This is a genomic window from Spirosoma luteolum, from assembly GCF_054778875.1.
Genome location: NZ_BAAGZE010000019.1, coordinates 74,758 through 99,195, shown reverse-complemented (window position 1 = coordinate 99,195; position 24,438 = coordinate 74,758). Strand labels below are relative to the sequence as shown.

Annotated in this window: 22 protein-coding genes; 16 read left to right on the top strand and 6 right to left on the bottom strand. The window is 58.9% G+C overall.

Annotation, left to right across the window (positions count from 1 at the left end; all coding sequences use genetic code 11):
* Positions 1 to 17: 17 nt before the first annotated feature.
* The 12 genes from pseC (at position 18) to pfkA (ending at position 12,670) form a co-directional block, all read left to right on the top strand.
* Entirely contained in the window at positions 18 to 1,196 is a 1,179-nt protein-coding gene (pseC, locus tag ACYVAC_RS17375; protein ID WP_461099032.1) for a UDP-4-amino-4,6-dideoxy-N-acetyl-beta-L-altrosamine transaminase, read from the top strand.
* Between the two features lie 71 nt (positions 1,197 to 1,267).
* Entirely contained in the window at positions 1,268 to 1,909 is a 642-nt protein-coding gene (locus ACYVAC_RS17370) for a pseudaminic acid biosynthesis-associated methylase (RefSeq protein ID WP_461099031.1), read from the top strand.
* On the top strand, positions 1,910 to 2,611 hold the full coding sequence (gene pseF, locus ACYVAC_RS17365; protein WP_461099030.1) for a pseudaminic acid cytidylyltransferase: 702 nt from the start codon (positions 1,910 to 1,912) through the stop codon (positions 2,609 to 2,611). It abuts the gene before it with no gap.
* Between the two features lie 85 nt (positions 2,612 to 2,696).
* On the top strand, positions 2,697 to 3,719 hold the full coding sequence (pseG, locus tag ACYVAC_RS17360) for a UDP-2,4-diacetamido-2,4,6-trideoxy-beta-L-altropyranose hydrolase (RefSeq protein ID WP_461099029.1): 1,023 nt from the start codon (positions 2,697 to 2,699) through the stop codon (positions 3,717 to 3,719).
* Positions 3,720 to 3,840: 121 nt separating this feature from the next.
* Complete coding sequence (locus ACYVAC_RS17355; RefSeq protein ID WP_461099028.1) at positions 3,841 to 4,335, top strand: GNAT family N-acetyltransferase; 495 nt, start codon at positions 3,841 to 3,843, stop codon at positions 4,333 to 4,335.
* The gene (gene pseI / locus ACYVAC_RS17350; protein ID WP_461099027.1) at positions 4,332 to 5,399 is read left to right on the top strand and encodes a pseudaminic acid synthase; all 1,068 of its coding nucleotides are present in this window, start codon (positions 4,332 to 4,334) and stop codon (positions 5,397 to 5,399) included. Before ACYVAC_RS17355 ends, pseI begins: the two co-directional genes overlap by 4 nt.
* A 115-nt stretch (positions 5,400 to 5,514) precedes the next feature.
* A complete protein-coding gene (locus ACYVAC_RS17345; RefSeq protein ID WP_461099026.1) occupies positions 5,515 to 7,017 on the top strand; it encodes a lipopolysaccharide biosynthesis protein in 1,503 nt (500 codons plus the stop codon).
* Between the two features lie 114 nt (positions 7,018 to 7,131).
* A complete protein-coding gene (locus ACYVAC_RS17340; RefSeq protein WP_461099025.1) occupies positions 7,132 to 7,977 on the top strand; it encodes a class I SAM-dependent methyltransferase in 846 nt (281 codons plus the stop codon).
* Positions 7,978 to 8,113: 136 nt separating this feature from the next.
* Entirely contained in the window at positions 8,114 to 8,920 is an 807-nt protein-coding gene (locus ACYVAC_RS17335) for an FkbM family methyltransferase (RefSeq protein WP_461099024.1), read from the top strand.
* A complete protein-coding gene (locus ACYVAC_RS17330) occupies positions 8,917 to 10,197 on the top strand; it encodes a glycosyltransferase family 4 protein (RefSeq protein WP_461099023.1) in 1,281 nt (426 codons plus the stop codon). The genes ACYVAC_RS17335 and ACYVAC_RS17330 overlap by 4 nt, the downstream gene beginning before the upstream one ends.
* A 168-nt stretch (positions 10,198 to 10,365) precedes the next feature.
* A complete protein-coding gene (locus ACYVAC_RS17325; RefSeq protein ID WP_461099022.1) occupies positions 10,366 to 11,520 on the top strand; it encodes a glycosyltransferase family protein in 1,155 nt (384 codons plus the stop codon).
* Between the two features lie 175 nt (positions 11,521 to 11,695).
* Positions 11,696 to 12,670 (top strand): 6-phosphofructokinase, encoded by a 975-nt coding sequence (gene pfkA, locus ACYVAC_RS17320; RefSeq protein ID WP_461099021.1) that lies wholly within the window; start codon positions 11,696 to 11,698, stop codon positions 12,668 to 12,670.
* Between the two features lie 132 nt (positions 12,671 to 12,802).
* Here pfkA and ACYVAC_RS17315 read toward each other — a convergent pair whose 3' ends face one another.
* Positions 12,803 to 13,585, bottom strand: a complete 783-nt coding sequence (locus ACYVAC_RS17315; RefSeq protein WP_461099020.1) for a YdcF family protein — start codon at positions 13,583 to 13,585, stop codon at positions 12,803 to 12,805.
* 99 nt (positions 13,586 to 13,684) lie between these two features.
* Here ACYVAC_RS17315 and ACYVAC_RS17310 point away from each other — a divergent pair, with 99 nt between their 5' ends.
* Complete coding sequence (locus tag ACYVAC_RS17310; protein ID WP_461099019.1) at positions 13,685 to 15,148, top strand: thioredoxin-like domain-containing protein; 1,464 nt, start codon at positions 13,685 to 13,687, stop codon at positions 15,146 to 15,148.
* A 112-nt stretch (positions 15,149 to 15,260) separates the two neighbouring features.
* Here ACYVAC_RS17310 and ACYVAC_RS17305 read toward each other — a convergent pair whose 3' ends face one another.
* Together ACYVAC_RS17305 and ACYVAC_RS17300 are read right to left on the bottom strand one after the other, a co-directional pair.
* Positions 15,261 to 16,172: a DUF58 domain-containing protein gene (locus ACYVAC_RS17305; RefSeq protein WP_461099018.1), complete on the bottom strand. Its 912-nt coding sequence runs from the start codon at positions 16,170 to 16,172 to the stop codon at positions 15,261 to 15,263.
* A gap of 40 nt (positions 16,173 to 16,212) precedes the next feature.
* On the bottom strand, positions 16,213 to 16,653 hold the full coding sequence (locus ACYVAC_RS17300) for a septal ring lytic transglycosylase RlpA family protein (protein WP_461099017.1): 441 nt from the start codon (positions 16,651 to 16,653) through the stop codon (positions 16,213 to 16,215).
* Between the two features lie 271 nt (positions 16,654 to 16,924).
* Here ACYVAC_RS17300 and ACYVAC_RS17295 point away from each other — a divergent pair, with 271 nt between their 5' ends.
* On the top strand, positions 16,925 to 17,251 hold the full coding sequence (locus tag ACYVAC_RS17295; protein ID WP_461099016.1) for a DUF3276 family protein: 327 nt from the start codon (positions 16,925 to 16,927) through the stop codon (positions 17,249 to 17,251).
* A 174-nt stretch (positions 17,252 to 17,425) separates the two neighbouring features.
* Positions 17,426 to 18,526 carry a redox-regulated ATPase YchF gene (gene ychF, locus ACYVAC_RS17290; RefSeq protein ID WP_461099015.1) on the top strand — a complete coding sequence of 367 codons (1,101 nt, stop codon included), beginning with the start codon at positions 17,426 to 17,428 and terminating at the stop codon, positions 18,524 to 18,526.
* Positions 18,527 to 18,590: 64 nt separating this feature from the next.
* Here the strand turns inward: ychF and ACYVAC_RS17285 are convergent, their stop codons facing one another.
* On the bottom strand, positions 18,591 to 19,901 hold the full coding sequence (locus ACYVAC_RS17285; protein ID WP_461099014.1) for a type IX secretion system plug protein: 1,311 nt from the start codon (positions 19,899 to 19,901) through the stop codon (positions 18,591 to 18,593).
* Between the two features lie 123 nt (positions 19,902 to 20,024).
* Between ACYVAC_RS17285 and ACYVAC_RS17280 the strand changes: the two genes are divergently transcribed.
* Positions 20,025 to 20,933 carry a bestrophin family protein gene (locus ACYVAC_RS17280; RefSeq protein WP_461099013.1) on the top strand — a complete coding sequence of 303 codons (909 nt, stop codon included), beginning with the start codon at positions 20,025 to 20,027 and terminating at the stop codon, positions 20,931 to 20,933.
* Positions 20,934 to 21,013: 80 nt separating this feature from the next.
* Here ACYVAC_RS17280 and ACYVAC_RS17275 read toward each other — a convergent pair whose 3' ends face one another.
* Positions 21,014 to 22,957, bottom strand: coding sequence for an ABC-F family ATP-binding cassette domain-containing protein (locus ACYVAC_RS17275; RefSeq protein ID WP_461099012.1), 1,944 nt, complete (start codon positions 22,955 to 22,957; stop codon positions 21,014 to 21,016).
* Positions 22,958 to 23,283: 326 nt separating this feature from the next.
* A complete protein-coding gene (locus ACYVAC_RS17270) occupies positions 23,284 to 24,411 on the bottom strand; it encodes a Gfo/Idh/MocA family protein (RefSeq protein WP_461099011.1) in 1,128 nt (375 codons plus the stop codon).
* Positions 24,412 to 24,438 lie beyond the last annotated feature (27 nt).

Below are 24,438 nucleotides of genomic sequence, written 5' to 3'. Positions count from 1 at the left end.
ACTACCTGACCACGCTCATGCATACCCCGATTCCATACGGCCGGCAGCACATTACCGACGCCGATATTGCGGCTGTCAACGAGGTGCTGCGCGGCCCCTTTCTGACGCAGGGCCCCACGATCGGCGCGTTCGAAACGGCTTTTGCCGATTATATCGGCGCGCCGTATGCCGTAGCGGTAGCCAACGGCACCGCTGCCCTGCACCTGTGCTGTATGGCGCTGGGGGTTGGCCCCGGCACCCGCGTCATCACCACACCCATCACGTTTTCGGCCTCGGCCAACTGCGTGCGCTACTGCGGGGGTGAGGTCTACTTTGCCGACATCGACCCCGAAACGGCCCTGCTCGACATCAACACTGTGCGCGCCCTGATCGAGCAGCATCCGACCGGCTATTTCGCCGGCATCATCCCCGTCGATTTTGCGGGTTACCCGGTTGATCTGGCGGCTTTCCGGGCGCTGGCCGACGCGCATGGGCTGTGGCTGCTCGAAGACAGCTGCCACTCGCCGGGTGGTTCGTTTACCGGCCCCGACAGCCAGGTGCACCGCTGTGGCGACGGGTCACTGGCCGATCTGGCGATTTTCAGCTTTCACCCCGTCAAGCACATTGCGGCTGGCGAAGGGGGGATGATTACGACCCGCAGCGAAACGCTGTACCGCCACCTGCTTCGGCTGCGCACCCACGGCATCACCAACAAGCCCGGCGACTTTACGGAGCCCTACCCCGGCGAACCCGAGCGGGGCGGCTGGTATATGGAGCTGCAGGAGCTGGGCTACAACTACCGCCTGACCGATTTCCAGGCCGCGCTGGGGCTGAGTCAGCTGGGGCGGGCCGATGCCATGCTCGACCGTCGGCGCGCCCTGGCCAAACGCTACGACGCGGCCTTTGCCGACAGCGCCGTTACGACCATTGTGCCACCCGCGGGCGTGGGCCACGCCTACCACCTCTACGTGGTGCAGGTCGACAACCGCAAGGCGCTGTATGATTTTCTGCGGAGCCGCAACATCATGGCGCAGGTACACTATATACCCGTGCACCTGATGCCGTATTACCGGCAGTTTGGCTGGCAGCCCGGCGATTTCCCCCAGGCCGAACGCTACTACGCCCGCTGCCTGAGCCTACCCATGTTTCCCACCCTGACCGACGACGAACAGGATTTTGTGATCGAGTCGGTGCAGGCGTTTTTATCCGGTTTGTAGGTTGTGGTTCATGGGTAGCTAGCGCCAGGCAAACCACGAACCACAGACGACAAACCACAAACTTCTTTTTCATGACCCATCAGGAACAATTCTGGGCTGGCGAATTCGGCCAGCACTATACCGACCGAAATACCCGCGACCGGGCCGACTGGGACGCCTTTTACCGGCAGAACTGGGGCCTGACCAAGACCGATATGAACGCGGCTTTTCTGGCTGACCTGCCCCGCGATGCGCGCATTCTGGAAGTTGGCTGTAACACGGGCATGCAGCTGCGTGGCCTGCAGGACATGGGGTTCACCAACCTCTACGGCGTTGAACTGCAGCCCTACGCGGTCGAGAAGGCCAAGCAGCAGACCCAGTACATCAATATTATCCAGGGGTCGGGCTTCGAGTTGCCCTTCCGCGACAACTACTTCGACGTGGTCTGCACCAATGGCGTGCTGATTCATATCGCCCCCGACGACCTGCCCCGCATCATGGGCGAAATGGTTCGGTGCAGCCGGCAGTTTGTGTGGGGTTTCGAATACTACAGCCCCAGCCTGACCAGCGTACCCTACCGCGGCAACGACGGTTTTCTGTGGAAGGCCGACTACGCAGCGCTGTTCCGGCAGCAGTTTCCACAGCTGACGCTGGAAAAGCAGACCCTGTATCCGTATATCAACGCGGCCGAAAGCGGCAATCAGGATGTCATGTACCTGTTACGGAAAGCGTAAATGACAGCCGTCGCCATCATCACGGCGCGGGGAGGCAGCAAACGCATCCCGCGCAAAAACAGCCGGTCGTTTCTGGGAAAACCCATTATGGCCTATCCCATCGAAGCCGCCCGGCAGTCGGGTTTGTTCGATACGGTGATGGTATCGACCGATGATGATGCGCTGGCCGAACTGGCGCTGTCGCTCGGAGCCACGGTGCCGTTTCGCCGGCGCCCCCAAACGGCCGATGATTTTGCCACAACGGCCCAGGTGCTGCAGGAAGTATTGACCGACTTTGCCGACCGGGGGCAGGTTTTCGACCGGGCCTGCTGTCTTTACCCGACGGCGCCCTTCATAACACCCGACCTGCTGCAGCGCGCCTTCTCGATGCTGGCCGACCACGACTTCGACACGGTTTATCCGGTACAGCCGTTCAGCTTTCCGGTGCAGCGCGCCATCACGCTCAACGGCAGCCGCGTGGCCTGGCTGGCGCCCGAACACGCCCTGACCCGCTCGCAGGATCTGACACCGGCCTACCACGATGCCGGGCAGTTCTATGCCTTCAACACCAGCCGGTTTCGGCAGTCGGGTCAGCTCATCACGGCCAACTCGGGCGGGCTGGTCATTCCCGAACTCCACGCCCACGATATCGACACCGAAGCCGACTGGCAGATTGCCGAGTTTAAATACCGGCTGATGCAGAATGAGGGGATCGGTTTGTAGTTTGTAGTTCATCCCACTGGCCATGCACAGTATACCGTTTACAGTATACTGTATACCCTAAACTATATACCCTACTTCACTGCTTATGAACCGCATTCTATTCCGGGCCGATGCCGATGGCCAGCTGGGTATGGGCCACGTGATGCGCTGCCTGGCGCTGGCCGACATGCTCGACGACCAGCACGATCGGTATCTGGCTATCGTAACGCCCGCCCCATCGGTGCGCGCGCTCATCGAGGAGGCCGGCCTGACAGTGATCGAACTGCCAGCTACCGGCACCGGCCCCGCCTTTCTGGATCAGCTGACCGAACACGACGATGTGGTGCTGGACGGCTATACGTTCAGCAAGCCGTTCCAGCGCGCCATCCGGGCCCGGGCAGGACGGCTGTTTCTGATCGATGATTTGCTGGATGGCCACCAGGTGGCTCAGACAATCATCAACCACGCGGGGGGCATCTCGCCCGGCGACTACGACGCCGACCCCGAGACCCATTTTTGTCTGGGCCCCCACTACGCGCTGCTGCGGCCGGCTTTCCTGCAGGCGCGGGGCTACGGCGAAACACCCACCGAGGGGCCTTTTTTCGTGAGCATGGGCGGGGCCGATGTCCACAACGTATCGCTGACAGTGCTCCAGGCCATTCAGCAGCTCGACGCGTCGCAGGCGGTACAGGTGGTGCTGGGGCCGTTTCATCCGGGTCGCCCGCTGATCGAGGCCTTTCGCGAGCAGCTGCCCAACCTGACCATTCTGCAAAACCTGAGCGCCGACGACATGGCCGACCAACTGCAGGCGTGCAGTCTGGCCATTACGGCCTGCAGCACCATTGCCTACGAGGTCTGCGCCATCAACCGCCCCCTGATCGGTATTATGACCGCCGACAATCAGGACCGGCTGGCCCGCTTTCTGAGCGACGAAAAGCTGGCGCTGTCGGTTCATTTTCCGCATCAGCTCAGCCGGATGACGCCCTCGGTATCGCTCGAAACGATGCTGAAGCTGGCGATTCAGGCCGCGCAGTTTTCGCCCGAAACAGTCGAGGCTTCGCTGGCCAGTCAGCGCCGGTACTTCGACGGCCAGTCGCCCGACCGCTTCCGGGCGCTGTTTGCCCGCTGACCTGATCCGTGTCCGACAGCGACCCGGTTTAGTTCGCCCGTCGGGCCGTTTGCCGGTTAGCTGTACCCCATCAGCCCGCTTTGGGCCTGATAGCCCAACGCCCTTCCCAACGCCACGCAGCATGCCCCTGACCCACCGCCCCGCCCAGCCCGCCGACTCGGCCCTGTATTTCGACTGGGCCAACGATCCCAACACCCGCCGGCAGTCGTTCAGCACCGCACCCATTTCGGCCGAGACTCACGCGGCCTGGTTTACACGCAGGCTTGCCGACGCCGACACGCTGTTGTTTGTGTTTGAACAGGAAACCGGCGAAGCCGTGGGGCAAGTGCGATTTGAGCGCCGGCCCGATGCCGATATGCCCGACGAGGTGATTATTGGCCTGTCGGTCGATGCCCGGTTTCGGGGGCAGGGGCTGGCCAGCCAGCTCATTCGGCAGGGGTGCGCGGCCTGCCGCGACCAGTGGGGGGCCGTGCCGGTGCATGCCTACATCAAACCGGCCAACCAGGCATCGGTGCGGGCCTTCGAACGGGCCGGCTTCACATTGTTGGGCGAAAGCGGTAAATTTACCGATTCAGAACTCGGCCAGCCGAGCTTGCTTTACCTCAATCGTCCATGAGCAGTACCCAGTCTATACAGGTTGCCCATCAGCAGATCGGAGTCGGCCATCGGCCCTTCGTGATCGCCGAAATGTCGGGCAACCACAATCAGTCGCTCGAGCGGGCGCTGGCTATTGTCGACGCCGTTGCTGATACCGGCGCCCACGCCCTCAAGCTACAGACCTACACGCCCGACACCATCACGTTCAACGGCGGATCGGACGAGTTCTACATCCGGGACGACAAATCGCTGTGGGCCGATAAAAACCTGTACAAGCTGTATCAGGATGCCTATACGCCCTGGGAGTGGCACGCCCCCATTTTCGAGCACGCCCGCAAAAGGGGGCTGATTCCGTTCAGCTCGCCCTTCGATACCACCGCCGTCGACTTCCTCGAATCGCTCGACGTACCGCTCTACAAGATTGCGTCGTTTGAAAACACCGATCACATCCTGCTCAAAAAGGTAGCTCAGACGGGCAAGCCCGTTATCATGAGCACGGGCGTGGCATCGGTTGCCGACCTCGAGGAGTCGGTGAAGGTACTGCGCCAGCACGGCTGTACCCAGCTGGTGCTGCTCAAGTGCACCAGCACCTACCCGGCCACGCCCGAAAGCACCAACCTGCACACCATTCCGCACATGCGCGACCTGTTCGACGTGCCGGTGGGCCTCTCCGACCACACCATGGGTATTGGCGCGGCCGTGGCGGCCGTGGCGCTGGGTGCGGTGGTGCTCGAAAAGCACGTCACCCTGCGTCGGGCCGACGGTGGGGTCGATTCGGCCTTCTCGCTCGAACCCGACGAGCTGAAAGCACTGGTTATCGAAACCGAGCGGGCGCAACTCGCCATGGGCCAGATCAGCTACACGCTGACGCCCAAAGAGTGCAAAAGCCTGCAGTTCAAACGGTCGCTGTACGTGGTGAAACCCGTGCAGGCCGGCGAAGCCTTCACACCCGACAACGTGCGCAGCATCCGGCCCGCCAACGGCCTGCACACCCGCTATTACGACACCGTGCTGGGCCGCACCGCCACGCAGGACATCGCAGCCGGCACGGCGCTGGCGTGGGAGCTTATTGCGAATGAGTAGTTGAGTGATTGAGTGGTTTGCCGGAGCCAGTTACTGGCCTACAAGCATCCGAGCGATTCATGGCCGGCCACTTCATCACTCAATCGCTCATTCACTCTTTCACTCACTGACCCCGATGGGCATCATCAAACGGCAGACCATTCAGAGTTCGGTCTATACCTACGCGGGGGTAGCCGTGGGGTTTCTGACGCAGGGTCTGTTTTTTCCAAACCTGTTCAGCAAGGCCCAGATCGGGCTGCTGACGCTATTGATTTCGCTGTCGCAGGTGCTGACCCAGGCCAGCTCGCTGGGGTTCAACAGTGCCGGCGGACGCTATTTTCCCTATTTCCGCAACGCCGACCGACAGCACAATGGTTACCTGCTCATCAGCCTCGTAACGATGCTGCTGGGCTTCGGGCTGTGTGTGCTGGGGCTGTGGCTGGCCCGGCCGCTGGTACTGGCGCAGTACGCCGAAGCCTCACCCCTCTTCGTCGACTACTATTACCTGCTCATTCCGCTGACGCTGTTTTCGCTGGGCTTCTCGGTATTCGACAACTACGCCAAACTGCTCTACGACCCCGTTACGGGCACCCTGCTCCAGCAGTTTGTGCTGCGCGTACTGATTCTGCTGGCGGGGGTGCTGTACTGGCTGGGCTGGGTTACGTTCGGGCAGTTTATGGGCGTGTGGCTGCTGGCTTTTCTGATCACGATGGTGCTGATGATTAGCCGCGTGGCCCGCGACGAAGCGCTGTTTGTAGCCCGTCGGTTCGTGGCCGTTGCTCCGCAGCTCCGTCGGGATCTGATGCGCTATGCGGCCCTCAGCCTGGCCACCGCCCTGTCGTCGCAGGTGATTCTGGCCATCGATAAGGTCATGATCTCGAATAAGCTGGGGCTATCCGACACGGGGGTCTACGGCACGGCCTCCTACTTTGCCGCCGTGATTGCGGTACCGGCCACGGCGCTCTACAAAGTGTCGGGTACGCTCATTGCCGAGTCGTGGAAAGTAAACGACCGGCAGAATATTGCCATGATCTACCGCAAAAGCTGCCTCAACCAGCTCATTGCGGGCTGCCTTGTCTTTGTGGGCGTGGCGGCCAACCTGCCGGGTATTTTCCGGTTTTTGCCCGCTGGCTACGACTCGGGCTACTACGTGATTCTGTGGCTGGGGCTGGGCAAACTGATCGATATGGCCACCGGCGTCAACGGCATGATTCTGTCGACCTCGCGCTACTACGCCTACGATTCGCTTTTCTTTATTCTGCTCATCTTCATCACCATTGCCGCCAACCTCTGGCTGATTCCGGCCTACGGTATCACGGGTGCGGCCATCGGCGCAGCCCTGGCTACGGGGCTGTTCAACCTGGCCCGCACGCTGTTTGTGGGGTTTGCCTTTCAGATGCAGCCGTTTTCGTGGCGCAATGGCGCCGTGGTGCTGATTGGGCTGGCCGTGTGGTGGGTGGCGGTGCAGCTCCCCTACCCGGCCACGGGTGCACCCATCTGGGCCATTCTGTTCGACCTGGCCTGGCGGTCGGCGCTCATCGCGGGCCTGTTTCTGGGGGGTGTCATCGGCCTGCGGCTGTCGCCCGACGCCAACGAACTGCTGGCAGGGGCCTGGCAACGCATCCGGCGGGTTCGCTAACAACGCCTATCTTTGTCTTTTGAGAAGAAAGAGGCAGGACGGTAGACGAAAGACAGGTGGTCGTTACCTGTCGGTTTTTCTCTTCTTTCCTCTGTTTTCTTTCTTCCCCTATCTATGCGAAAACTCCTGATCGATCTGTTCGGCCTCGACCGACTCTATAAGATCCGTAAATCGCGGGTGGTCAACTATCTGCCCCGCATCCGGCAGGCAACCCGGGCCTATAACTACCGCTACGGGCAGATTCTGCGCTGGTCGGTCGACTCGCGCGAAGACACCAACTACACCTACGCTCTCACCGACGATAGTCTGCTCTATCTGGCCCACACGGTAGCGGTGGTAGCCGGCGTGTCGCCCCAGACGGTGATGACTTATATCCGGGAAGCCCAGACCGATACCGTACTGCGCGATTATGTTCTCGAAAAAACCCGCACCTCGTCGTACCGGCGCGTGGCCGATCTGCGGGTCGAGTTTGGCCGGCGGCTGGGCTGGTACGCGCTGACGCGTATTCTGAAGCCGGGTGTGGTGATCGAAACGGGGGTCGATAAGGGACTGGGGGCGGTGCTGCTCTGTTCGGCGCTGCTGCGCAACCGGGCCGAAGGTGCTCCGGGCCGCTACTACGGTACCGATATTGCCCCCAAAGCCGGCTACCTGCTCGACGGGGTGTACCGCGAGGTGGGCGAAGTGCTCTACGGCGATTCGATCACGAGCCTGCGGGCCTTCGCGCAACCCATCGATCTGTTTATCAACGACAGCGATCACTCGGCGACCTACGAGCTGGAGGAATACAAGGTGGTGCTGCCCAAACTCACGCCGAAGGGTGTGCTGCTGAGCGACAACGCCCACATTGCGGCTTCACTGGCGCAGCTCTCCCTCGACACCGGCCGCCGGTTTGTCTACTACCCCGAAGTCCCCAAAGACCACTGGTACCCCGGCGCGGGCATTGGCTTTTCTTTTCAGTAATACGGTTCACCGTTTTCAGTTTACGGTGTGGTTCTCCGCATCGCACCAGGTCTAGTGGCCGATACGCTGAGATGGCGGATGGCGCAGGCGAAAAACCGAAAACTGAATACCGTTGCCTGTAAACTGTACCCTCATTATGTGGCTTTTCAAATACCTCTTTACCAATCTGTACCGGGCCTTGCAGACGCCGAATGGCCGGCGGATGCTGTGGCTGTTTCTGCGCTATGCCGGGCGACCACGCCACCAATCGGGCGTGATTCCGTTTCTGAACTACCGCTTTCAGGTACCCGATGCGCTGTCGTTTGCGTGGCAGTTCAAGGAAATTTTCGCCGATGAGTCGTACCGCTTCAACACCACGGCGGCTACGCCCGTAATTCTCGACTGCGGGGCCAACATCGGCACCAGCCTGGCCTATTTCCGGCAGACCTACCCAACGGCCCGGATTCTGGCATTTGAGGCCGACCCGGCCATTGGCGCCATCCTGGCCGAAAACCTGCAAAAAAATCACATCAGCGACATCGATGTGGTCAACAAAGCGGTCTGGATCAACGACGAAGGCCTTGATTTTGGCAGTGGCGACGCCGATGCGGCCTCGATGTACTCCGAAACCGGCCGTCGGCGCGTGCCGTCGGTGCGGCTGCGCGATTACCTGCTGCGCGAAACCCGCGTCGATATGCTCAAGATGGATATCGAAGGCGCCGAGACCGAGGTGCTCGCCGACTGCCACGACGCCCTGGCCCACGTCCGAAATCTGTTTATCGAATACCACGCTTACATCGGCCATCCGCAGGCGCTGGGTGCCATCGTGCAGCTGCTCGAAACAACCGGCTTTCGGTATTACATCGACAGCAACCAGGGGCGCACCCGACCGCTGGTGAACCACCGCTACCGGGGCAACGACCTGATGGATTTGCAACTCAACATTTTCGCTTACCGTCCGTGAACGTTGTCCACCTCAGCACCTACCACCTCGCGGGCGGGGCTGGCGTAGCGGCTACCCGGCTACACCGGGCCATGCTGGCGCAGGGCGTAGCGTCGACGCTGCTGGTGGGTATTCCCAACCGGCTCGAGCGGCACCAGCCCGAAGCGGGCGTACGCTATCTGGCCAACAACATGCTGGCCGAAAACACAGCCTTTGCCCGGTTTGCGGCCGAGCGACTTTTTTTTCTGCCCTACGAACGCAGTGCCGAGGTACGATTCGCTTTTTCGCCGGCCGTATTCGGCACCAGCCTGACCTTTCATCCAATCATTCAGGAGGCCGACGTGCTGCACCTGCACTGGATCAACTTCGGCTTCCTGTCGCTGTCGGGGCTGCAGGCACTGCTGGCGCTGGGCAAACCCGTAATCTGGACCCTGCACGACCAGTGGGCCTTCACGGGCGGCTGCCACTACAGCCGTGGCTGTACGCACTACCTGAGCCACTGCCACCACTGCCCCTACCTGAAAAAACCGGGTGCGCATGACCTGGCCTACCGGCGGTTTGCCCGCAAGCAAACCCTTTTTGCCAATACGCGGGTGCACTTCACGCCCCCGAGCCAGTGGCTGGCCGACGATCTGAAGCAATCGGCGCTGTTGGGGCAGGCATCGGTAACGGCCATCCCCAACACCATCGACCAGTACAGCTTCTGCCCCGTCGATCGGCGCGATGCCAACGCCCGGCTCGACCTGCCCGACACAACGGTGCCCCGGCTGCTGTTTGGCAGTGCCAACGTGACCGACGAACGGAAAGGCTTCCGCCTGCTGATCGATGCGCTTAAAACGCTGCGCCAGCGCCAGCCCGACCTGACGCTCGAACTGCTGGTTTTTGGCAAGGGTAAAACGTATCTGGTTGGGGAAAGCCCTTATCCGGTACGGCTCCTGGGCCAGCTCGACACCGTCGACGACATTGTGGCGGCTTACAACGCGGCCGATGCCCTGGTCGTACCCTCGCTGGAAGATAACCTGCCCAACACCATCATGGAGTCGCTTAGCTGCGGCACACCCGTTGTGGCGTTCCGTACCGGGGGCATTCCGGAGATGGTTGTACCAGGCGAAACGGGATATCTGGCCACCACCGGCTCGACCGATGAACTGGCCGACGGCATAGCGCAGCTACTGGCGCACCCGCATCCCCACCAGCTACGCCACAACGCCCGCTACTTCGCCGAAACCCACTACGCCGAAGCCGTGGTGGTGCAGCAGTATCTGACTATTTATCGATCAATGAGCGATTTATATTGAGTGGTTGAGTGAATGGATGATTGTGTGTGGATGATCTACCACCTAGTTAACCGACAACTCGCTTTCGTATCTGGTTAGCCCACCAACCTGCTCACTCTCATTACTGGTACTCAATCACTCACCAGTTCATTCAACCACCAATCCACTCAATCACTCAATAACACCTCCATGCCCGCCCTTACCATCGTCAATCGACACTATCCGCCGAACCCGGGCATAACGGGGGAGTCGGCCTGGGATCTGGCCCGGTATCTGATCGAGCAGCACGGCATCGAGGTCGTGGTGGTGCATATCGAACGCACGTACGACGGTGGGGGAGCCATCCGGCAACCGGTGGGCGAAACCCACGCCGTTCGGCCGATCTATGCCGGCAAGAACGGCTTACTCAAACTCGTGGCCGGACTGCTTGATGGCTTCCTGCTTATCCGGCGGGCGTTGCGGGTGCGCCGGGGCCCCCTTCTTATCATGACCAGTCCGCCCATGCTGCCTTTCTGGGCATCGCTGCTGCTGCGCAACATACCCTACTGGCTCTGGTCGATGGATCTGTTTCCCGAAGGCTTTGCGGCCGAAGGCAAGATTAGCCCCACCAACCCCGTCTACCGCTGGATTATCCGGCAGACGTACCGCCGACCGCCCCGGCAGCTGGTGGCGCTCGGACCCCGGCAGGCCGCCCACCTCGAAACCCTGTACGGGCAGCCTATTCCGACGACGGTGCTGCCCTGTGGCGTGCTGATGCACCAGGAGCGCGACCCCGCCTGCCCCGCCTGGCGCAACCCCGCCGACGGGCTGATCTACCTGGGGTATGCCGGCAACGTGGGGCAGGCCCACTCGGCCGATTTTCTGCTCAGCGTTATCCGCAACCTCGATCCAGCCCGGTTTCGGCTTGTGCTGGCTCTCTACGGCACCAAAGCCAGCGCCGTACTGCGGGCCGCCGAGGGGGTGGCCGGCATCATCAAACTGGCCAGTATACCGCGCAGCCAGCTGCACTACCTCGACGTACAACTGGTGAGCCTGCTGCCCGAGTGGACGCACATTGCCGTACCCTCCAAAGCTATGAGCGCCGTGGGCGCCGGCTCGCCGGTACTGTTCTGTGGCGATCCCGACAGTGACAGTTACGGGCTGCTGCAGGAAGCCGCCTTTCTAATCGATGCCCGCCAACCTATCGAACCAGCCGTAGCGGCCTTTCTGGCATCGCTCACGCCCGATCGTGTACGGCAGGGGCGGCAGGCGGCCGAGGCTGTTGCCGCGCGGTTGCAGCAGTCCGTGCGGTCCGCATATCAGACAATTGCGGGCCTTATTGAGGGGTATAGCAACGTCCGCTAAGCCTTATGGTATTGCCCAGAAACGCTAATTATGAATTTTTTAAATTTTTAGCCGAAAAGGGGCGATTCGTTGGCCAGGTGTACATTTTACAGAAGAATGCCCATAAATTTGAGCCGAAAACCTAAATCGAAGCGACCTGTTTGTCCTTTTTCCGTTATAAATTAGTCTTTAACCTATGAAACGAATAGCTGTTTTTACCTCGGGTGGCGACGCGCCGGGTATGAACGCCTGCATCCGGGCCGTGGTCCGGGGCGCGGTCTATCACGGTATCGAAGTATTCGGAATTCGCCGGGGGTACAGCGGAATGATAAATGGGGATATCTTTCAGATGACCTCCCACTCGGTAAGCAACATTGTGCAGCGCGGGGGGACCATTCTGAAATCGGCCCGCAGCAAGCAGTTCATGACGCCCGAGGGCCGCGCCCAGGCCGCCGAACAGCTGCAGAAGTTTGGTATCGAAGGACTGGTAGCCATCGGCGGTAATGGTACGTTCACGGGCGCAACGCTTTTCTTCGACGAATTTGGCATCCCAACGGTGGGCGCCCCCGGCACCATCGACAACGACCTCTACGGTACTGATTATACCATCGGCTTCGACACGGCCGTGAATACCGCCCTCGAAGCCATCGACAAAATCCGCGACACGGCCGATTCGCACGACCGGATCTTCTTTATCGAAGTGATGGGCCGCGACTCGGGCTACATTGCCATTCAGTCGGGGATTGCCGGTGGCGCCGAAATGGTGATGGTTCCCGAGGTGCTGACGCCGATTTCGGAAGTAGTTGAAACGTTGAAAGCGGGCTGGAGCCGCCAGAAATCGTCGTCGATCGTCGTGATCGCCGAAGGCGAAGTAGCGGGTAACTCGGCCGAGATAGCCGAGAAAATCCGGGCGCAGGTAGCCTCCGACATCGATATGCGGGTAACAACCCTGGGCCACATCCAGCGCGGGGGTATTCCTACCGCCTACGACCGGATTCTGGCCAGCCGGCTGGGCCTGGGGGCGCTGGAAGGCCTCATGAACGGCGAGAAAAACGTGATGGCGGGTATCGTCAACAACGAACTCGTTTACACCCCCTTCCGCGATACCATCCGCCTGCCCAAACCCATCAGCGAAGACCTCCTTCGGATGGTGAAGATCCTGAGCGTATAGTTTATTGAGTGCTTTTTGATTGAGTGATTGAGTGATTGCGTGACGATAACGACTACCCGTTTCTCCACGCAGTCACTTACTTTTTTTGCTTCTACCCAACTTTACAACGCGGTAACGCGCCAACCGTACAACTCAACAATACCCCGACGCCCAATAAATCACATAGCCGGCCAGTTCGCGGAGCAGGTCGTGGGTTTCTTTCAGGGCCGACTCGTTGGGGAGCAGCCATTCGCCAATGGCAAACGACCGCGGGGTTTGTTTGAAACTGCCCGGATACGGCACCACGTCGACGCCTACTTTCTGAAAACAGGCTACCGCCCGACGCATGTGGGCGGCCGACGTTACCAGCACACAGCGGCTGGTGCGCAGCTGCCGCTGCAGCACGGCTTTGGTGAAGAGCGCATTCTCGCGCGTATTGACCGATTTGTTTTCGAGGATGATGTCGGCCGGGGCCACGCCTGCCAGCCGCAGAAACCCGGCACCCAGATGCCCTTCGTCGCCGATGGGCCGTGTGCCAAAGGGTAAGGTACCGATACCGCCACTGATCAGAATTTTCGTCACAACGCCCCGCCTGTAGAGGTATAGCGCCTGCGCCAGTCGATCCGATTCAGGACCGAGCGACGGGTGACCGTCGGCAATGGCAATTCGGCTGTTGGTGGTGCCCCCGGTCAGCACAACGGCGACCGCGCGGGTACTGTCGGGCCGGGGTAGTGCAGCTGGCGGGTAGGCCCACCAATGGGCCAGTTCGTTGCTCAGAAACGAATTGCCCAGGAGCCAGAACAGTACCAGCGCCAGCCCCGCCAGCCACCGCCGTTGCGCCGGCCGGCGCAGGGCCGTAGCCAGTGCCAGCGTCAGCAGCAGCCAGCCAGCCGGCGTCAGCAGGTAATTGAGGGTTTTTGAGAAGAAGTAAAACATAGACTAGTGAGCCGGTCCTCAGCGTTTTAGGGAAGCTGGTTGCCGGCAAAATCCTGTAAATTTGCCTGTTCAGCTGCGAAGATACACCCCTGTCGTTCCATGAAATACCTGTTTTTGACCTTCCTGTTTGCATTCACCTCGGTAGCGGGTTTGCAGGCGCAAACCGCAACCACCCCGGCCTATACCATTACCGGGCAGGTGCGCGGGCTGTCTGACACGACCTGTGTACTGGCCCATTACTACGGATCGGGCCAGTATATTCCGAAAGACACTGCGCGCACCGACCGCGAGGGCCGCATGGTCTTTTCGGGCACCAAACCCCTGCCCACGGGCCTCTATCTGCTGGTAATGCCCAAAAGCGGCTACATCGAGTTTCTGATGGACGACGATCAGCAGTTCGCTTTTACGACCGATACCAGCAGTATCATCAAAAACATGCAGGTAACCGGCTCACGCGAGAACGAACTGTTCTACGGCTATCAGCAGCAGCTGGGCAAGCTTTACGATGAAGCCCAGGCGCTCAACAAACTCCGCAAAGACCCCAGCCAGGCGGCCGCTGTCGACCAGAAAATGGCCGATCTGCAAAGGCGGGCGCAAACCGACCGAAATAAGTTTTTTGCCGAGCACAAGGGCACCTTCGCGGCCAAGCTGATCAGCGCATCGGGCGAACCCGAGGTGCCCCCCGCACCCAAACTCGTTAGCGGCCGTAACGACTCGACCTGGGTGTTCAACTACTACAAAGGTCATTTCTGGGATAACTTCGACTTTGCCGACGAGCGGTTTATCCGAACGCCCATTTTGCAGAAGAAGCTTGAGCGGTACATCAAGGAACTTACCGTGCAGGTGCCCGATTCGCTGATCAAGGAAGCGGATTTTCTGGTGGAAAAAGCCCGGGCCGGCAAAAATAAAGACATGCTCAACTACGTGATCTACTACATCACGAGCCAATATGAGCAACCCAAAGTGATGGGTACCGACGGTCTGTTTGTGCACATGTTTGAGAAGTACTACAAAACCGGCGTTATGGCCGTATCCGACTCGTCGACGCTCAAAAGCATCGGCGAACGTGTGGCCACGCTGAAGCCGCTGCTGGTGGGCAAAATACTGCCGGCGCCCGTTGTGAGCGACACCCTGCGCCGGCCCATCAATTTCCAGGGTATCAAGGCCGACTACACGGTCGTTTATTTTTACGATCCGCACTGTGGCCACTGCCGCGACAGCGCCCCCAAGCTCAGGAAGTTTGTCGACACCTACAAAGGCAAAGGCACCGAAGTCGTTGCTATCGCCATCGACCAGACCCCCGAGGAGTGGAAAAAGTTTATCCGGGAGTTTAAGCTGCAAAACGCCATCAACGGCTACGACTATAACGCCCGTACCGACTTCCGACACCAGTACGACGTCTGGACCACGCCCACGGTCTACATCCTCGACCGGAGCAAGAAAATTCTGGCCCGCAAGCTGCCCGTAGAGCAGATCGAAGATTTTATCCAGTTTCACAAACGGCAACAGGCAGCCGTAGCCAAGGCGCCGGCCACACCGGCTAAAACCGCCGTTCGTAAGTAACCCCTATTACGTAAACGGCCGGGCCGGCGAACGATCGTGTTCGCCGGCCCGGCCGTTTTTAGTGGGTTCGGGGCTCCCGCGGCATCCGCTCGTATGCCGCGGGAGCCGCGGCCTACCGCATCTTGGTACGCTTGACCAGGTAGGCTGTCAGAATCTGATCGAATCCCTGCGCAATGTCGGCTTCGATAAAGTCGATCTTGTATTGGCCGCAACGCATTTTCAGTTCCTGCAAATACGTTTTCACAGCCTGCTGATAGGAGTCGCGCACCTGGCCCGGCTGGAGTTTCACGGTCTCGCCCGTTTCGAGGTCAACAAACTCGTAGGGTCGTTCGTCGAAGGCGAAGTCCTGCTCCGTCTTTTTGTCGGTAACGTGAAACAGCAGCACCTCGTGGAGGTTGTGACGCAGGTGCTGCAGAGCCGCAAACAGCGCGTCGCTTTTGCCCGCATTCTCAAACATATCGCTGAAAATAACCACCAGCGACCGCTTGTTTATTTTCTCGGCTACCTGATGAATCACGTCGGCCGCCGAAGTCCGGCGCTGGGGCTTGGGCTGCACCATCAGCTGATCGAGCTGGGTGAACAGCTTATGTACATGCGAGGGGGTCGACTTTACCGGCGTCTGGAGTTCGATGGTATCGGCAAAGGTGGTCAGACTTACCGCGTCTTTCTGGCGCTGCAGCATATAGGCCAGGCAGGCCGCAGCCATCACGCTGAAGGTCATCTTGCCGTAGGTGGCTTCGGGATAGTACATCGACGAGGACGTGTCGATGAGCAGATGGCAGCGGAGGTTTGTTTCTTCCTCGTAGCGCTTCACAAAGAGCTTCTCGGTTTTACCAAACACTTTCCAGTCGATGTACCGGGTTGTCTCGCCGGTATTGTAGAGCCGGTGTTCGGCAAATTCAACCGAGAAGCCGTGAAACGGCGATTTGTGGAGCCCCGTGATAAAGCCTTCGACGAGCTGACGGGCCAGAAATTCGACATTACCGAACGAGCGAACCTGCCCCAGATTGATGGGTTGCTTCATTCAGGTAAGGTACGCAAAAAAACGGATTGGCGATACGGCCCTAGAGTACGGGCTGCAGCAGCGACTGGTTGAGGTCGGGGCTAGTAAAGACCGACGACAGGGCCGCCAGCGATTCGGCTTTGCCCTTACCGACAACACGCAGCGATACGGTGGCTACCCCCTGCGATACCATGCCAATGGCCCGGGCGGCTGCATACGTCAGATCGATGACACGGCCTTTGGCAAACGGCCCCCGATCATTGATTCGTACAATTATCGATTTGTTGTTGGAGAGGTTCGTGACTTCGACGAGGGTGTTGATGGGGAACTGACGGTGGGCACCAGCCAGCGCTTCGGAATCGACTCGTTCGCCATAGGCCGTACGGCGACCGTTGAATTTTTTAGCATAAAAAGACGCTTTGCCTTTCTGTATGAGACCCGGAAGGGTCTCCGCTGGTTTCATGGCACTGGCAAGCAACATGAAGGACACGAGTAAATTCATACAGCTATTGGTTACGTTTTCGGGAGCGATCAGCAGCGGTCAATCGGCCTGACCAACTTGCATTATCCTTAAAAAGTGCAACAGGCACTAAACAAAGATAAGTTTTGGCACCCTAATAACCAAGCATTTAGCCAAAAAACTGTAGAACGGCCTCCACAACTCTACTCGTCAACGTGGCTATTTCTCCCCAAAATATAGTCATTTCCCCGCTTTTAATTCTGGCCTGATTCAACGTATTTTAGCGCAGACGAACCCTTAACCAGACTTTGCTGTGGACGATCGAGATCGTGAGAAAATTTATTCGAAGCGCGTACGGGCCGGCAAACGGACCTACTTTTTCGACGTGAAAGCGACCCGCTCCAACGATTATTTTCTGACCATCACCGAAAGTCGCCGGCTCAGTCAGGGCGACGGTTTCTCCTATGAAAAACAAAAGCTGTTTCTCTACAAAGAAGACTTCGATAAATTTCTGGAAGCCCTGCAGGAAACGCTCGATCATCTGAAGACCGAACTGATGCCCGACGTGGATTTTGCGCAGTTTGCCCAGCGCGAACGCGACACCCGGGATGATTTCGCCAGCGAGCTGAAGTGGGACTAGCCACTGCAGACCGGGGCCGCTCCCGCAGACCGGCCGAACCGCATACCTGTTGCAGCCTTCGGCCCGGGCCGAAGGCTTTTTTTGTGGTCCGCCCACCCGGTTGTAATTTTACCGAAATTAATGAGAAGCGTAGCGACGCCAGTACGTGGGTCGCTATTCATTCATAAACAACTTATGGGTCTACAATGTGGAATCGTGGGGCTGCCAAACGTTGGCAAATCCACGCTGTTTAATGCCATTTCGAGCGGTAAGGCCGAAGCTGCCAACTACCCGTTCTGCACGATAGAACCCAACGTGGGGGTCGTTACCGTTCCCGACGAGCGGCTCAACACGCTGGAGGGCCTGGTGAAACCGCAGAAGGTCGTGCCCACCATTATCGAATTCGTTGATATTGCCGGGCTGGTCAAAGGGGCCAGTCAGGGCGCCGGGCTGGGCAATAAGTTTCTGGCTAACATCCGGGAGGTCGATGCCATCGTGCACGTGATCCGGTGCTTTGAAGACGAAAACATCGTACACGTCGAAGGAAAAGTAAACCCCATCGCCGACAAAGAGATCATCGATGCGGAACTGCAGCTGAAAGATCTTGAATCGGTCGACAAGAAAATTCAGCGCATCGCCAAAGCCGCTCAGGTAGGCGATGCCAAGGCAAAAAGCGAACTCGACATTCTCAAACGCTTTAAAACGGCGCTCGAAGCCGGCAAAAGCGCCCGCACCGTCGACGTATCGCCCGAGGAGCGCGACGCCGTTCTGGCCGATCTGGCTCTGCTGACCGTGAAGCCGGTGATCTACGTAGCCAATGTCGACGAAGGGTCGCTGCCCAACGGCAACGCGTACTCCGACGCCCTGCGCGAGGCCGTGAAGGAAGAGGGTGCCGAAGTCGTTATTATCAGTGCCGGTATCGAATCGCAGATTGCCGAGATGGAAGACCCCGACGAACGGGAACTGTTTCTGGGCGAATACGGCCTGACCGAGTCGGGCCTGAGCAAGCTTATCAAGGAGTCGTACCGGCTTCTGGGACTGATTACCTACTTCACCGCCGGCGTGAAAGAAGTACGGGCCTGGACCATTCACCGGGGCTGGAAAGCACCCCAGGCCGCGGGTGTGATTCACTCCGATTTCGAGAAGAAATTTATCCGGGCTCAGGTGATGAAACTGCCCGACTTCGAGCAGTACAAAACCGAAGCCGGCGTTCGCGAAGCCGGCAAGCTGTCGGTCGAAGGCAAGGAATATGTTGTGCAGGATGGCGACATCATGGAGTTTCTGCACAGCGCCTAGCGCACCGGTTCAATAAAAAAATCGCCGTGGCTGCGGGTTTACGAACCTACGGCCACGGCGATTTTCAGTTGCGCTTGTTGACCCCTACGCGCCGGTAGGCCACGAGCTGATCGGCGCGGGCGGCTGGGGGGCGGTGGTACACAAACACCTCGTAATCGTTTTCAGTCCCCGAGAAATTGCCTTCGATCAGCCCCTCGTCGGCGCGGGGCGGTGTATCGGCCGTTTCGATCACGTAATCGTAATTATATACACCCTGCTTCAGCAAAATCGACGCCTGGTAGAGCCCCTTGGTGGGATCGAAGGTCATGCGGTTGCGGTCGTTGCGCTGCCAGAAATTGAACGCGCCGTTTACATACACCTCCCCCGTCGGCAACGACGGTATCCTGAGCGTAAAAACGGTTTCGACGTAGTCGGCATTGGTGGCCCCGTTGCCTGTTTCGCGGTGGTCGATGACGAACAAACCATTGAAATCGTCGCTCTGGATGTAGGCCCCCCGGCTGCGCGGCTGGTCGATCTGCACATAAACGATATTGCGGTCGGCAGGGCGATCGATGCGGTCGATGTAATTGGCGCGCGACAGGATGGTGCGAGTATCGAAGAACCGGAATTCGTTGCCCCCCGGCATGGTGTTGCTCAGGTCGATGAGCTGGTAGTCGAGCACCTGGTCGAAGGCCCGCACGTTGGTTGGCCGCAGCCCCTGTATGGTCCGGTCGTCGCGGTAGTTCTGCCGGATCACCACCTTGAAATCGTCCTGGGGCGAAATCACCTGATAGCCCCGGTAACTGATGGCCAGGTTGACCAGCTGATCGGAAAACTGCCGCGACGGATCGTTGGAAAACCGCACATCGGCGCTCACGGCAATCTTGTTCTGGTAGGTGCAGAACCGACGCGTCAGCAGTATGTTGCTCCGGTTTCGTTCGTCGTACACCACCAGCAGGTAATTGCCCGGTAGTTTCACGCGGGGCACCATAAACCGGTAGTGGTAATAAGGCACCTTGGTATTGATCGACACCTGGTAATCGGTGATCGGGTTGTCGTTGTATTCGTAAGTAAACTCGATATCGTTGAGCACCGATTGCTGCCAGTCGGCGTTGCAGTGGATGAGCCGCGCCCGAAACGATCGGTAGTTGGCCGTCAGATCGTCGAATTCGAGCTGCAGGGGCACCTGTTCGTCGAGCGAAATAATGGGCGGATTCAGGGCCAGCGCCGGCGACTCGGCGGGCTGATTGCCGGTGGCCCCCACCTGCGGAAACAGCAGTACCGTTTGCAGGCGCGGGTCATAAATACGGTCGATGGTGGGGATTGCCTGGGCAAGCAAGGCCGCTAGCGGCTGCAACAGCAGCCAGCCGACCACGATAAAACGAAAGAATGGCATACAGAAGGGATAGAACGTATGGGCCGATCAACCCATTGACCGAAGCCGGGATTAACCTTTCGGCGACCGGACGGGTTGACTCAGGCAAGCGTCTTGTTTACGACTAATAACGTAGTTTAGTGTATGATCCCGTATAATCCAAAACAGTGGTTCAATCTGCTTACGCTCAAGCGCAGCGACACCGCCCGCAAACTGGCGCCCTATATACTGGGTATCGGCCTGTATTCGCTGGTCGTTGTGCTGCTCGAAAAGCACGTGTTTCAGCTGGGCGAAACCTCGGCGGTGCGCAACGTAACCCTGCTGCACACGCTGCTGGGCTTCGTCATTTCGATGCTGCTCGTGTTTCGCACCAATACGGCCTACGACCGCTGGTGGGAAGGGCGCCGGCTGTGGGGATCGCTGGTCAACAACAGCCGCAACCTGGCCCTCAAGCTGCACCAGATGCTGCCCGAGTCGCTGGGCCCCGAGCGCCAGTTTTTCCAGACCATGATCGGCAATTTTGCCTTCGTGCTGAAAAATCATCTGCGCGGCCACACCGATGCTGCGGAGTTTATCGACACGTCGCTGCTGCGCTTTACCGATCTGCGCACCGACGAACATATACCCAACCAGGTCGCGTCGGCGCTGTTCGGGCAGGTATTTGCACTCCAGCAGCGCGGCATCCTCAGGCCTGAACACGTGTATCTGCTCAACGCCGAGCTGCAGGGTTTTATGGATATCTGTGGGGCCTGCGAACGGATCCGGAACACGCCCATCCCCTATTCCTATAGCTCATTCGTGAAGAAATTCATTGTCAGCTACTGCCTCACGCTGCCCATCGGCTTCACGTTCAGCCTGCACTACCTCGTCATTCCGTTCGCCATGTTTGTGTTTTACATTCTGGCCAGTCTGGAAATCATTGCCGAAGAAATCGAGAATCCGTTTGGCACCGACGAAAACGATTTGCCCCTCGACGCTATTTCGCGCACCATCTACAAAACCGTTCACCAGGCCTTCGAGCACCCCGCCCCTACCCAGCCGCTGCCGGCCTAAGCATTGAATCGGATACCGCCATAAACAAAGGAGGGCTGTGTTTGCGCACAGCCCTCCTTTGTTTGGGGACTAAAACGGCGTTATACCGCCAGTTTTTTCTCCCAGGCTTCGGCCTGTACCATGGCCTCTTCCCACTCCGTCTGAAGCTGGTCGAGCTGGTTGGTCAGCCGGCGGTATTCGTCATTTTTGGCCTGCATGAGTTTGTCGTCGCCGTAGGTAGCCGGGTCGGCCAGTTCGGCTTCGAGCCGTTTCTTCCGTTCTTCGAGCTGCCCGATCTTGGCCTCCGACTCGTCGGCCTGCTGGTTGAGCTTTTTCAGGGTTTTCTGCCACTCCCGGCGCTCATCGTCGGTGGCCCGGCCGTTGCTGGCGGGTGCCGAAGCCGGAGCGGCTTTCGGCGGTTCGGGCAGGGGCTCGGCCCGACCGGCTTTGCGCTCCTCCATCCACCATTCGTATTCGTCGTAGGTGCCCGGATACTCCTTGATCTGCTCGTCTTCGATATACCAGATTTTGTTGGCAATCTGCGACACGAAGTAGCGGTCGTGCGAAACAACCACGTAGGTACCTTCGTACTGCTCGAGCGCCTGAATCAGGATATTCACCGACTGCATGTCGAGGTGGTTGGTCGGTTCGTCGAGCAGCAGGAAGTTAGCCTGCGACAGCAGCACCTTGGCCAGCGCCACCCGCGATTTCTCGCCCCCCGACAGTACCTTGATCTTTTTGAAGACTTCGTCGTTCGAGAACAGGAAGCAACCCAGTACCCCGCGCAGTTCGCCTTCGCTCTTGGTGGGGTTGGCGTGTTTCAGCTCGTCGAGCAGCGTATCGTCTACGCTGAGCGATTCGAGCTGGTGCTGGGCATAGAAGCTGAACGATACGTTATGGCCCAGCTGGCGCTTGCCTTCGTTGACCGGCTCGGAGCCCGAAATGATCCGGAGCAGGGTCGACTTACCGCGGCCGTTGGCGCCGATCAGGGCTACCTTATCGCCCCGCTCGAGCCGGATGTCGGCGCGGGTCAGGATTTTCTTGGCACCGTAGGCTTTGGTGATATCGTCGAGGTGCAGGATATGGCGGCCCGGCTGGGTCGAGAACTGAAACTTGAAGTTCACCCGCGCCGATTCGTCGATCACATCGTCGATCCGCTCCATACGGGCCAGCTGTTTCACGCGGCTCTGCGCCTGCTTGGCTTTGGTGGCCTGGGCTTTGAAGCGTTCGATAAAGCGTTCGGTCTGCCGGATTTTAGCCTGCTGGTTTTCGTAGGCTCCCTTCTGAATTTCGTTGCGCAGGGCTTTCTCTTCGAGGTAGAACGAGTAGTTGCCGGCGTAGTAATTCAGCTTGGCGTTGGCCACTTCGACCGTTACGTCGATCACGTTATCGAGGAATTCGCGGTCGTGCGATACCACAATAACGGCTCCTTCGTAGGTCTGAATGTATTTCTCGACCCACTGAATCGAGGGGAGGTCAAGGTGGTTGGTCGGCTCATCGAGCATGAGCAGCGATGGCTTCTGGAGCAGCAGTTTAGCCAGCATCACGCGCATACGCCAACCGCCCGAGAAGGTGCGCAGGGGTTTCTGGAGGTCCTCGGTCGAGAAGCCAAGCCCCTCCATAATTTCCTCCGCCTTCGACTGAACGGAGTAGCCGTCGAGGGCTTCGAACTCTTCCTGCAGCTTACCCAGCTTATCGACCAGTTCGTCGCGGTAGTTGGTATCCATCTCGTGCAGCACCTCATCGATGAGCTTCTGCAGCTGGTTCTGCCGTTCGAAGGCCTGCATGGCCACCGACAGAATCGACTCGTCGGTCTGGTACGAGAGCAGGTCCTGATTCAGGAAACCGATGGTTACGTCGCCCGCTTTGGAGATGGTGCCGCCGTCGGGCTGGTATTCGCCGTTGATGATGCGCAGCAGCGTTGATTTGCCCGTTCCGTTCAGGCCGATCAGACCGATTTTTTGGTTGGGCTTGATATGGAGCGAGGCATTTTCGTATAAAGCCCGGCTACCGAGGTAGTACGAGAGGTTCGTAATGGAAATCATGGACACAAAGTTACCGGAAAGAAAACCGATCTCCGCGGGTTAAAATTCCGGAAACCCTGTGCAGGGACGGTATACCGTTTTCAGTATACCGCACAGTTTTCGATTTACAGTTTTCAGTATACCGTAGAACGCCAGCCCTACTGCCCAGGCCAGGCTACGCTCCGGTAAACTGAAAACTAAAAACTGAACACTATATTCTGCCCAGGCGAGGCTACGATCCCGTAAACTGAAAACGGTAACCTGAACACTGTATTTTCTGTCCAAGCGAGGCTACACTCCCGTAAACTGAAAACTGCAAACTAAAAACTGTATACTGTATACCGGCCTCAAACCTTAAGCTTCACCACCTCGGCCTGTTTCTGGGCTTTCAGCGCCAGCTCGGTGGCCAGAAAGCAATGCGCCTGCGGCATGGCGGTTTCGGTGCGGTTCAGCACATCGTCGACCAGCAGCTGACCGTATGGCAGGGGTTCCTGGCTGCAGTCGATGTAGCGGGTTTCCTTGTTGTTGACAAGATACAGGTGGTTGCCGCCGTCGTGCTGGGCAATGTCGATGTTTTTCCGGATTTCGATGTAGCCTTCGGTGCCTAGAATGGTCAGCCGGCCGTCGCCCCAGGTTTTCAGGCCATCGGGCGTGAACCAGTCGACGCGCACATAGCCCATGCCGCCGTTACCCCGCACCATCACATCGCCGAAATCTTCCAGACCGGGGTACTGCGGGTGGTGCACGTTACCTACCTCCGACGCTACCACGTCGGCCGAGGTCGAGCCCGTGAAGAACAGAAACTGATCGAACTGGTGGGAGCCGATGTCGCACAGAATACCGCCGTACGCTTTTTTCTCGAAGAACCAGGCGGGTCTCGACTGCGGGGTCATGCGGTGCGGCCCCAGCCCGATTGTCTGAATCACCTTGCCAATAGCGCCCGCCTTCACCAGTTCGCCCGCCTTCACCGTTGCCCGGTTCTCGAAGCGTTCACTGTACATGATCGAGTAAATGCGTTGGGTGGCCTGCTGCACCTTGCGCACCTCGGCCAGTTGCTCGAGGGTGGTGATGCCCGGCTTGTCGGACATGTAGTCTTTGCCGGCTTTCATAACCCGGATTCCCAGCGGAGCCCGGTCGGCCGGGATACCCGCGCTGAGTACCAGCTGGATCGATTTATCGTCGAGAACGGCCTGTTCGCTGGCGGCCTGTTTAGCCTGCGGATAGCGTTTGGCGAAGGCTGCTGCCAGGTCGGGTTCTTTGGCGTAGAACGCTACCAGCTCGCCCCCGCCCCGGATTACGGCTTCGACCTGCCCGTAGATGTGGCCGTGGTTGAGACCTACAGCGGCAAATTTGATTCGGTTGGCGCCCCGCAGATCGGGTTGCGGAGCCGCCTGTGCAGCAGTCGACAAAGCGGGCAGGGCAACAAGTCCGGCCGCTGTCGCCAGGGTATCGTGAAGGAAAGAACGGCGATGCATGGGAAAGTAGTAAAGAGCGAAAAAAGT

Coding starts and splice junctions, on each gene's coding strand:
- pseG (WP_461099029.1), top strand. CDS start 2,697: ATGAACCGCATTCTATTCCGGGCCGATGCCGATGGCCAGCTGGGTATG.
- ychF (WP_461099015.1), top strand. CDS start 17,426: ATGGGTCTACAATGTGGAATCGTGGGGCTGCCAAACGTTGGCAAATCC.
- ACYVAC_RS17275 (WP_461099012.1), bottom strand. CDS start 22,957: ATGATTTCCATTACGAACCTCTCGTACTACCTCGGTAGCCGGGCTTTA.
- ACYVAC_RS17370 (WP_461099031.1), top strand. CDS start 1,268: ATGACCCATCAGGAACAATTCTGGGCTGGCGAATTCGGCCAGCACTAT.
- ACYVAC_RS17325 (WP_461099022.1), top strand. CDS start 10,366: ATGCCCGCCCTTACCATCGTCAATCGACACTATCCGCCGAACCCGGGC.
- ACYVAC_RS17335 (WP_461099024.1), top strand. CDS start 8,114: ATGTGGCTTTTCAAATACCTCTTTACCAATCTGTACCGGGCCTTGCAG.
- ACYVAC_RS17300 (WP_461099017.1), bottom strand. CDS start 16,653: ATGAATTTACTCGTGTCCTTCATGTTGCTTGCCAGTGCCATGAAACCA.
- ACYVAC_RS17310 (WP_461099019.1), top strand. CDS start 13,685: ATGAAATACCTGTTTTTGACCTTCCTGTTTGCATTCACCTCGGTAGCG.
- ACYVAC_RS17270 (WP_461099011.1), bottom strand. CDS start 24,411: ATGCATCGCCGTTCTTTCCTTCACGATACCCTGGCGACAGCGGCCGGA.
- pseC (WP_461099032.1), top strand. CDS start 18: ATGCATACCCCGATTCCATACGGCCGGCAGCACATTACCGACGCCGAT.
- ACYVAC_RS17280 (WP_461099013.1), top strand. CDS start 20,025: ATGATCCCGTATAATCCAAAACAGTGGTTCAATCTGCTTACGCTCAAG.
- ACYVAC_RS17285 (WP_461099014.1), bottom strand. CDS start 19,901: ATGCCATTCTTTCGTTTTATCGTGGTCGGCTGGCTGCTGTTGCAGCCG.
- ACYVAC_RS17355 (WP_461099028.1), top strand. CDS start 3,841: ATGCCCCTGACCCACCGCCCCGCCCAGCCCGCCGACTCGGCCCTGTAT.
- pfkA (WP_461099021.1), top strand. CDS start 11,696: ATGAAACGAATAGCTGTTTTTACCTCGGGTGGCGACGCGCCGGGTATG.
- ACYVAC_RS17345 (WP_461099026.1), top strand. CDS start 5,515: ATGGGCATCATCAAACGGCAGACCATTCAGAGTTCGGTCTATACCTAC.
- pseF (WP_461099030.1), top strand. CDS start 1,910: ATGACAGCCGTCGCCATCATCACGGCGCGGGGAGGCAGCAAACGCATC.
- ACYVAC_RS17315 (WP_461099020.1), bottom strand. CDS start 13,585: ATGTTTTACTTCTTCTCAAAAACCCTCAATTACCTGCTGACGCCGGCT.
- ACYVAC_RS17305 (WP_461099018.1), bottom strand. CDS start 16,172: ATGAAGCAACCCATCAATCTGGGGCAGGTTCGCTCGTTCGGTAATGTC.
- pseI (WP_461099027.1), top strand. CDS start 4,332: ATGAGCAGTACCCAGTCTATACAGGTTGCCCATCAGCAGATCGGAGTC.
- ACYVAC_RS17340 (WP_461099025.1), top strand. CDS start 7,132: ATGCGAAAACTCCTGATCGATCTGTTCGGCCTCGACCGACTCTATAAG.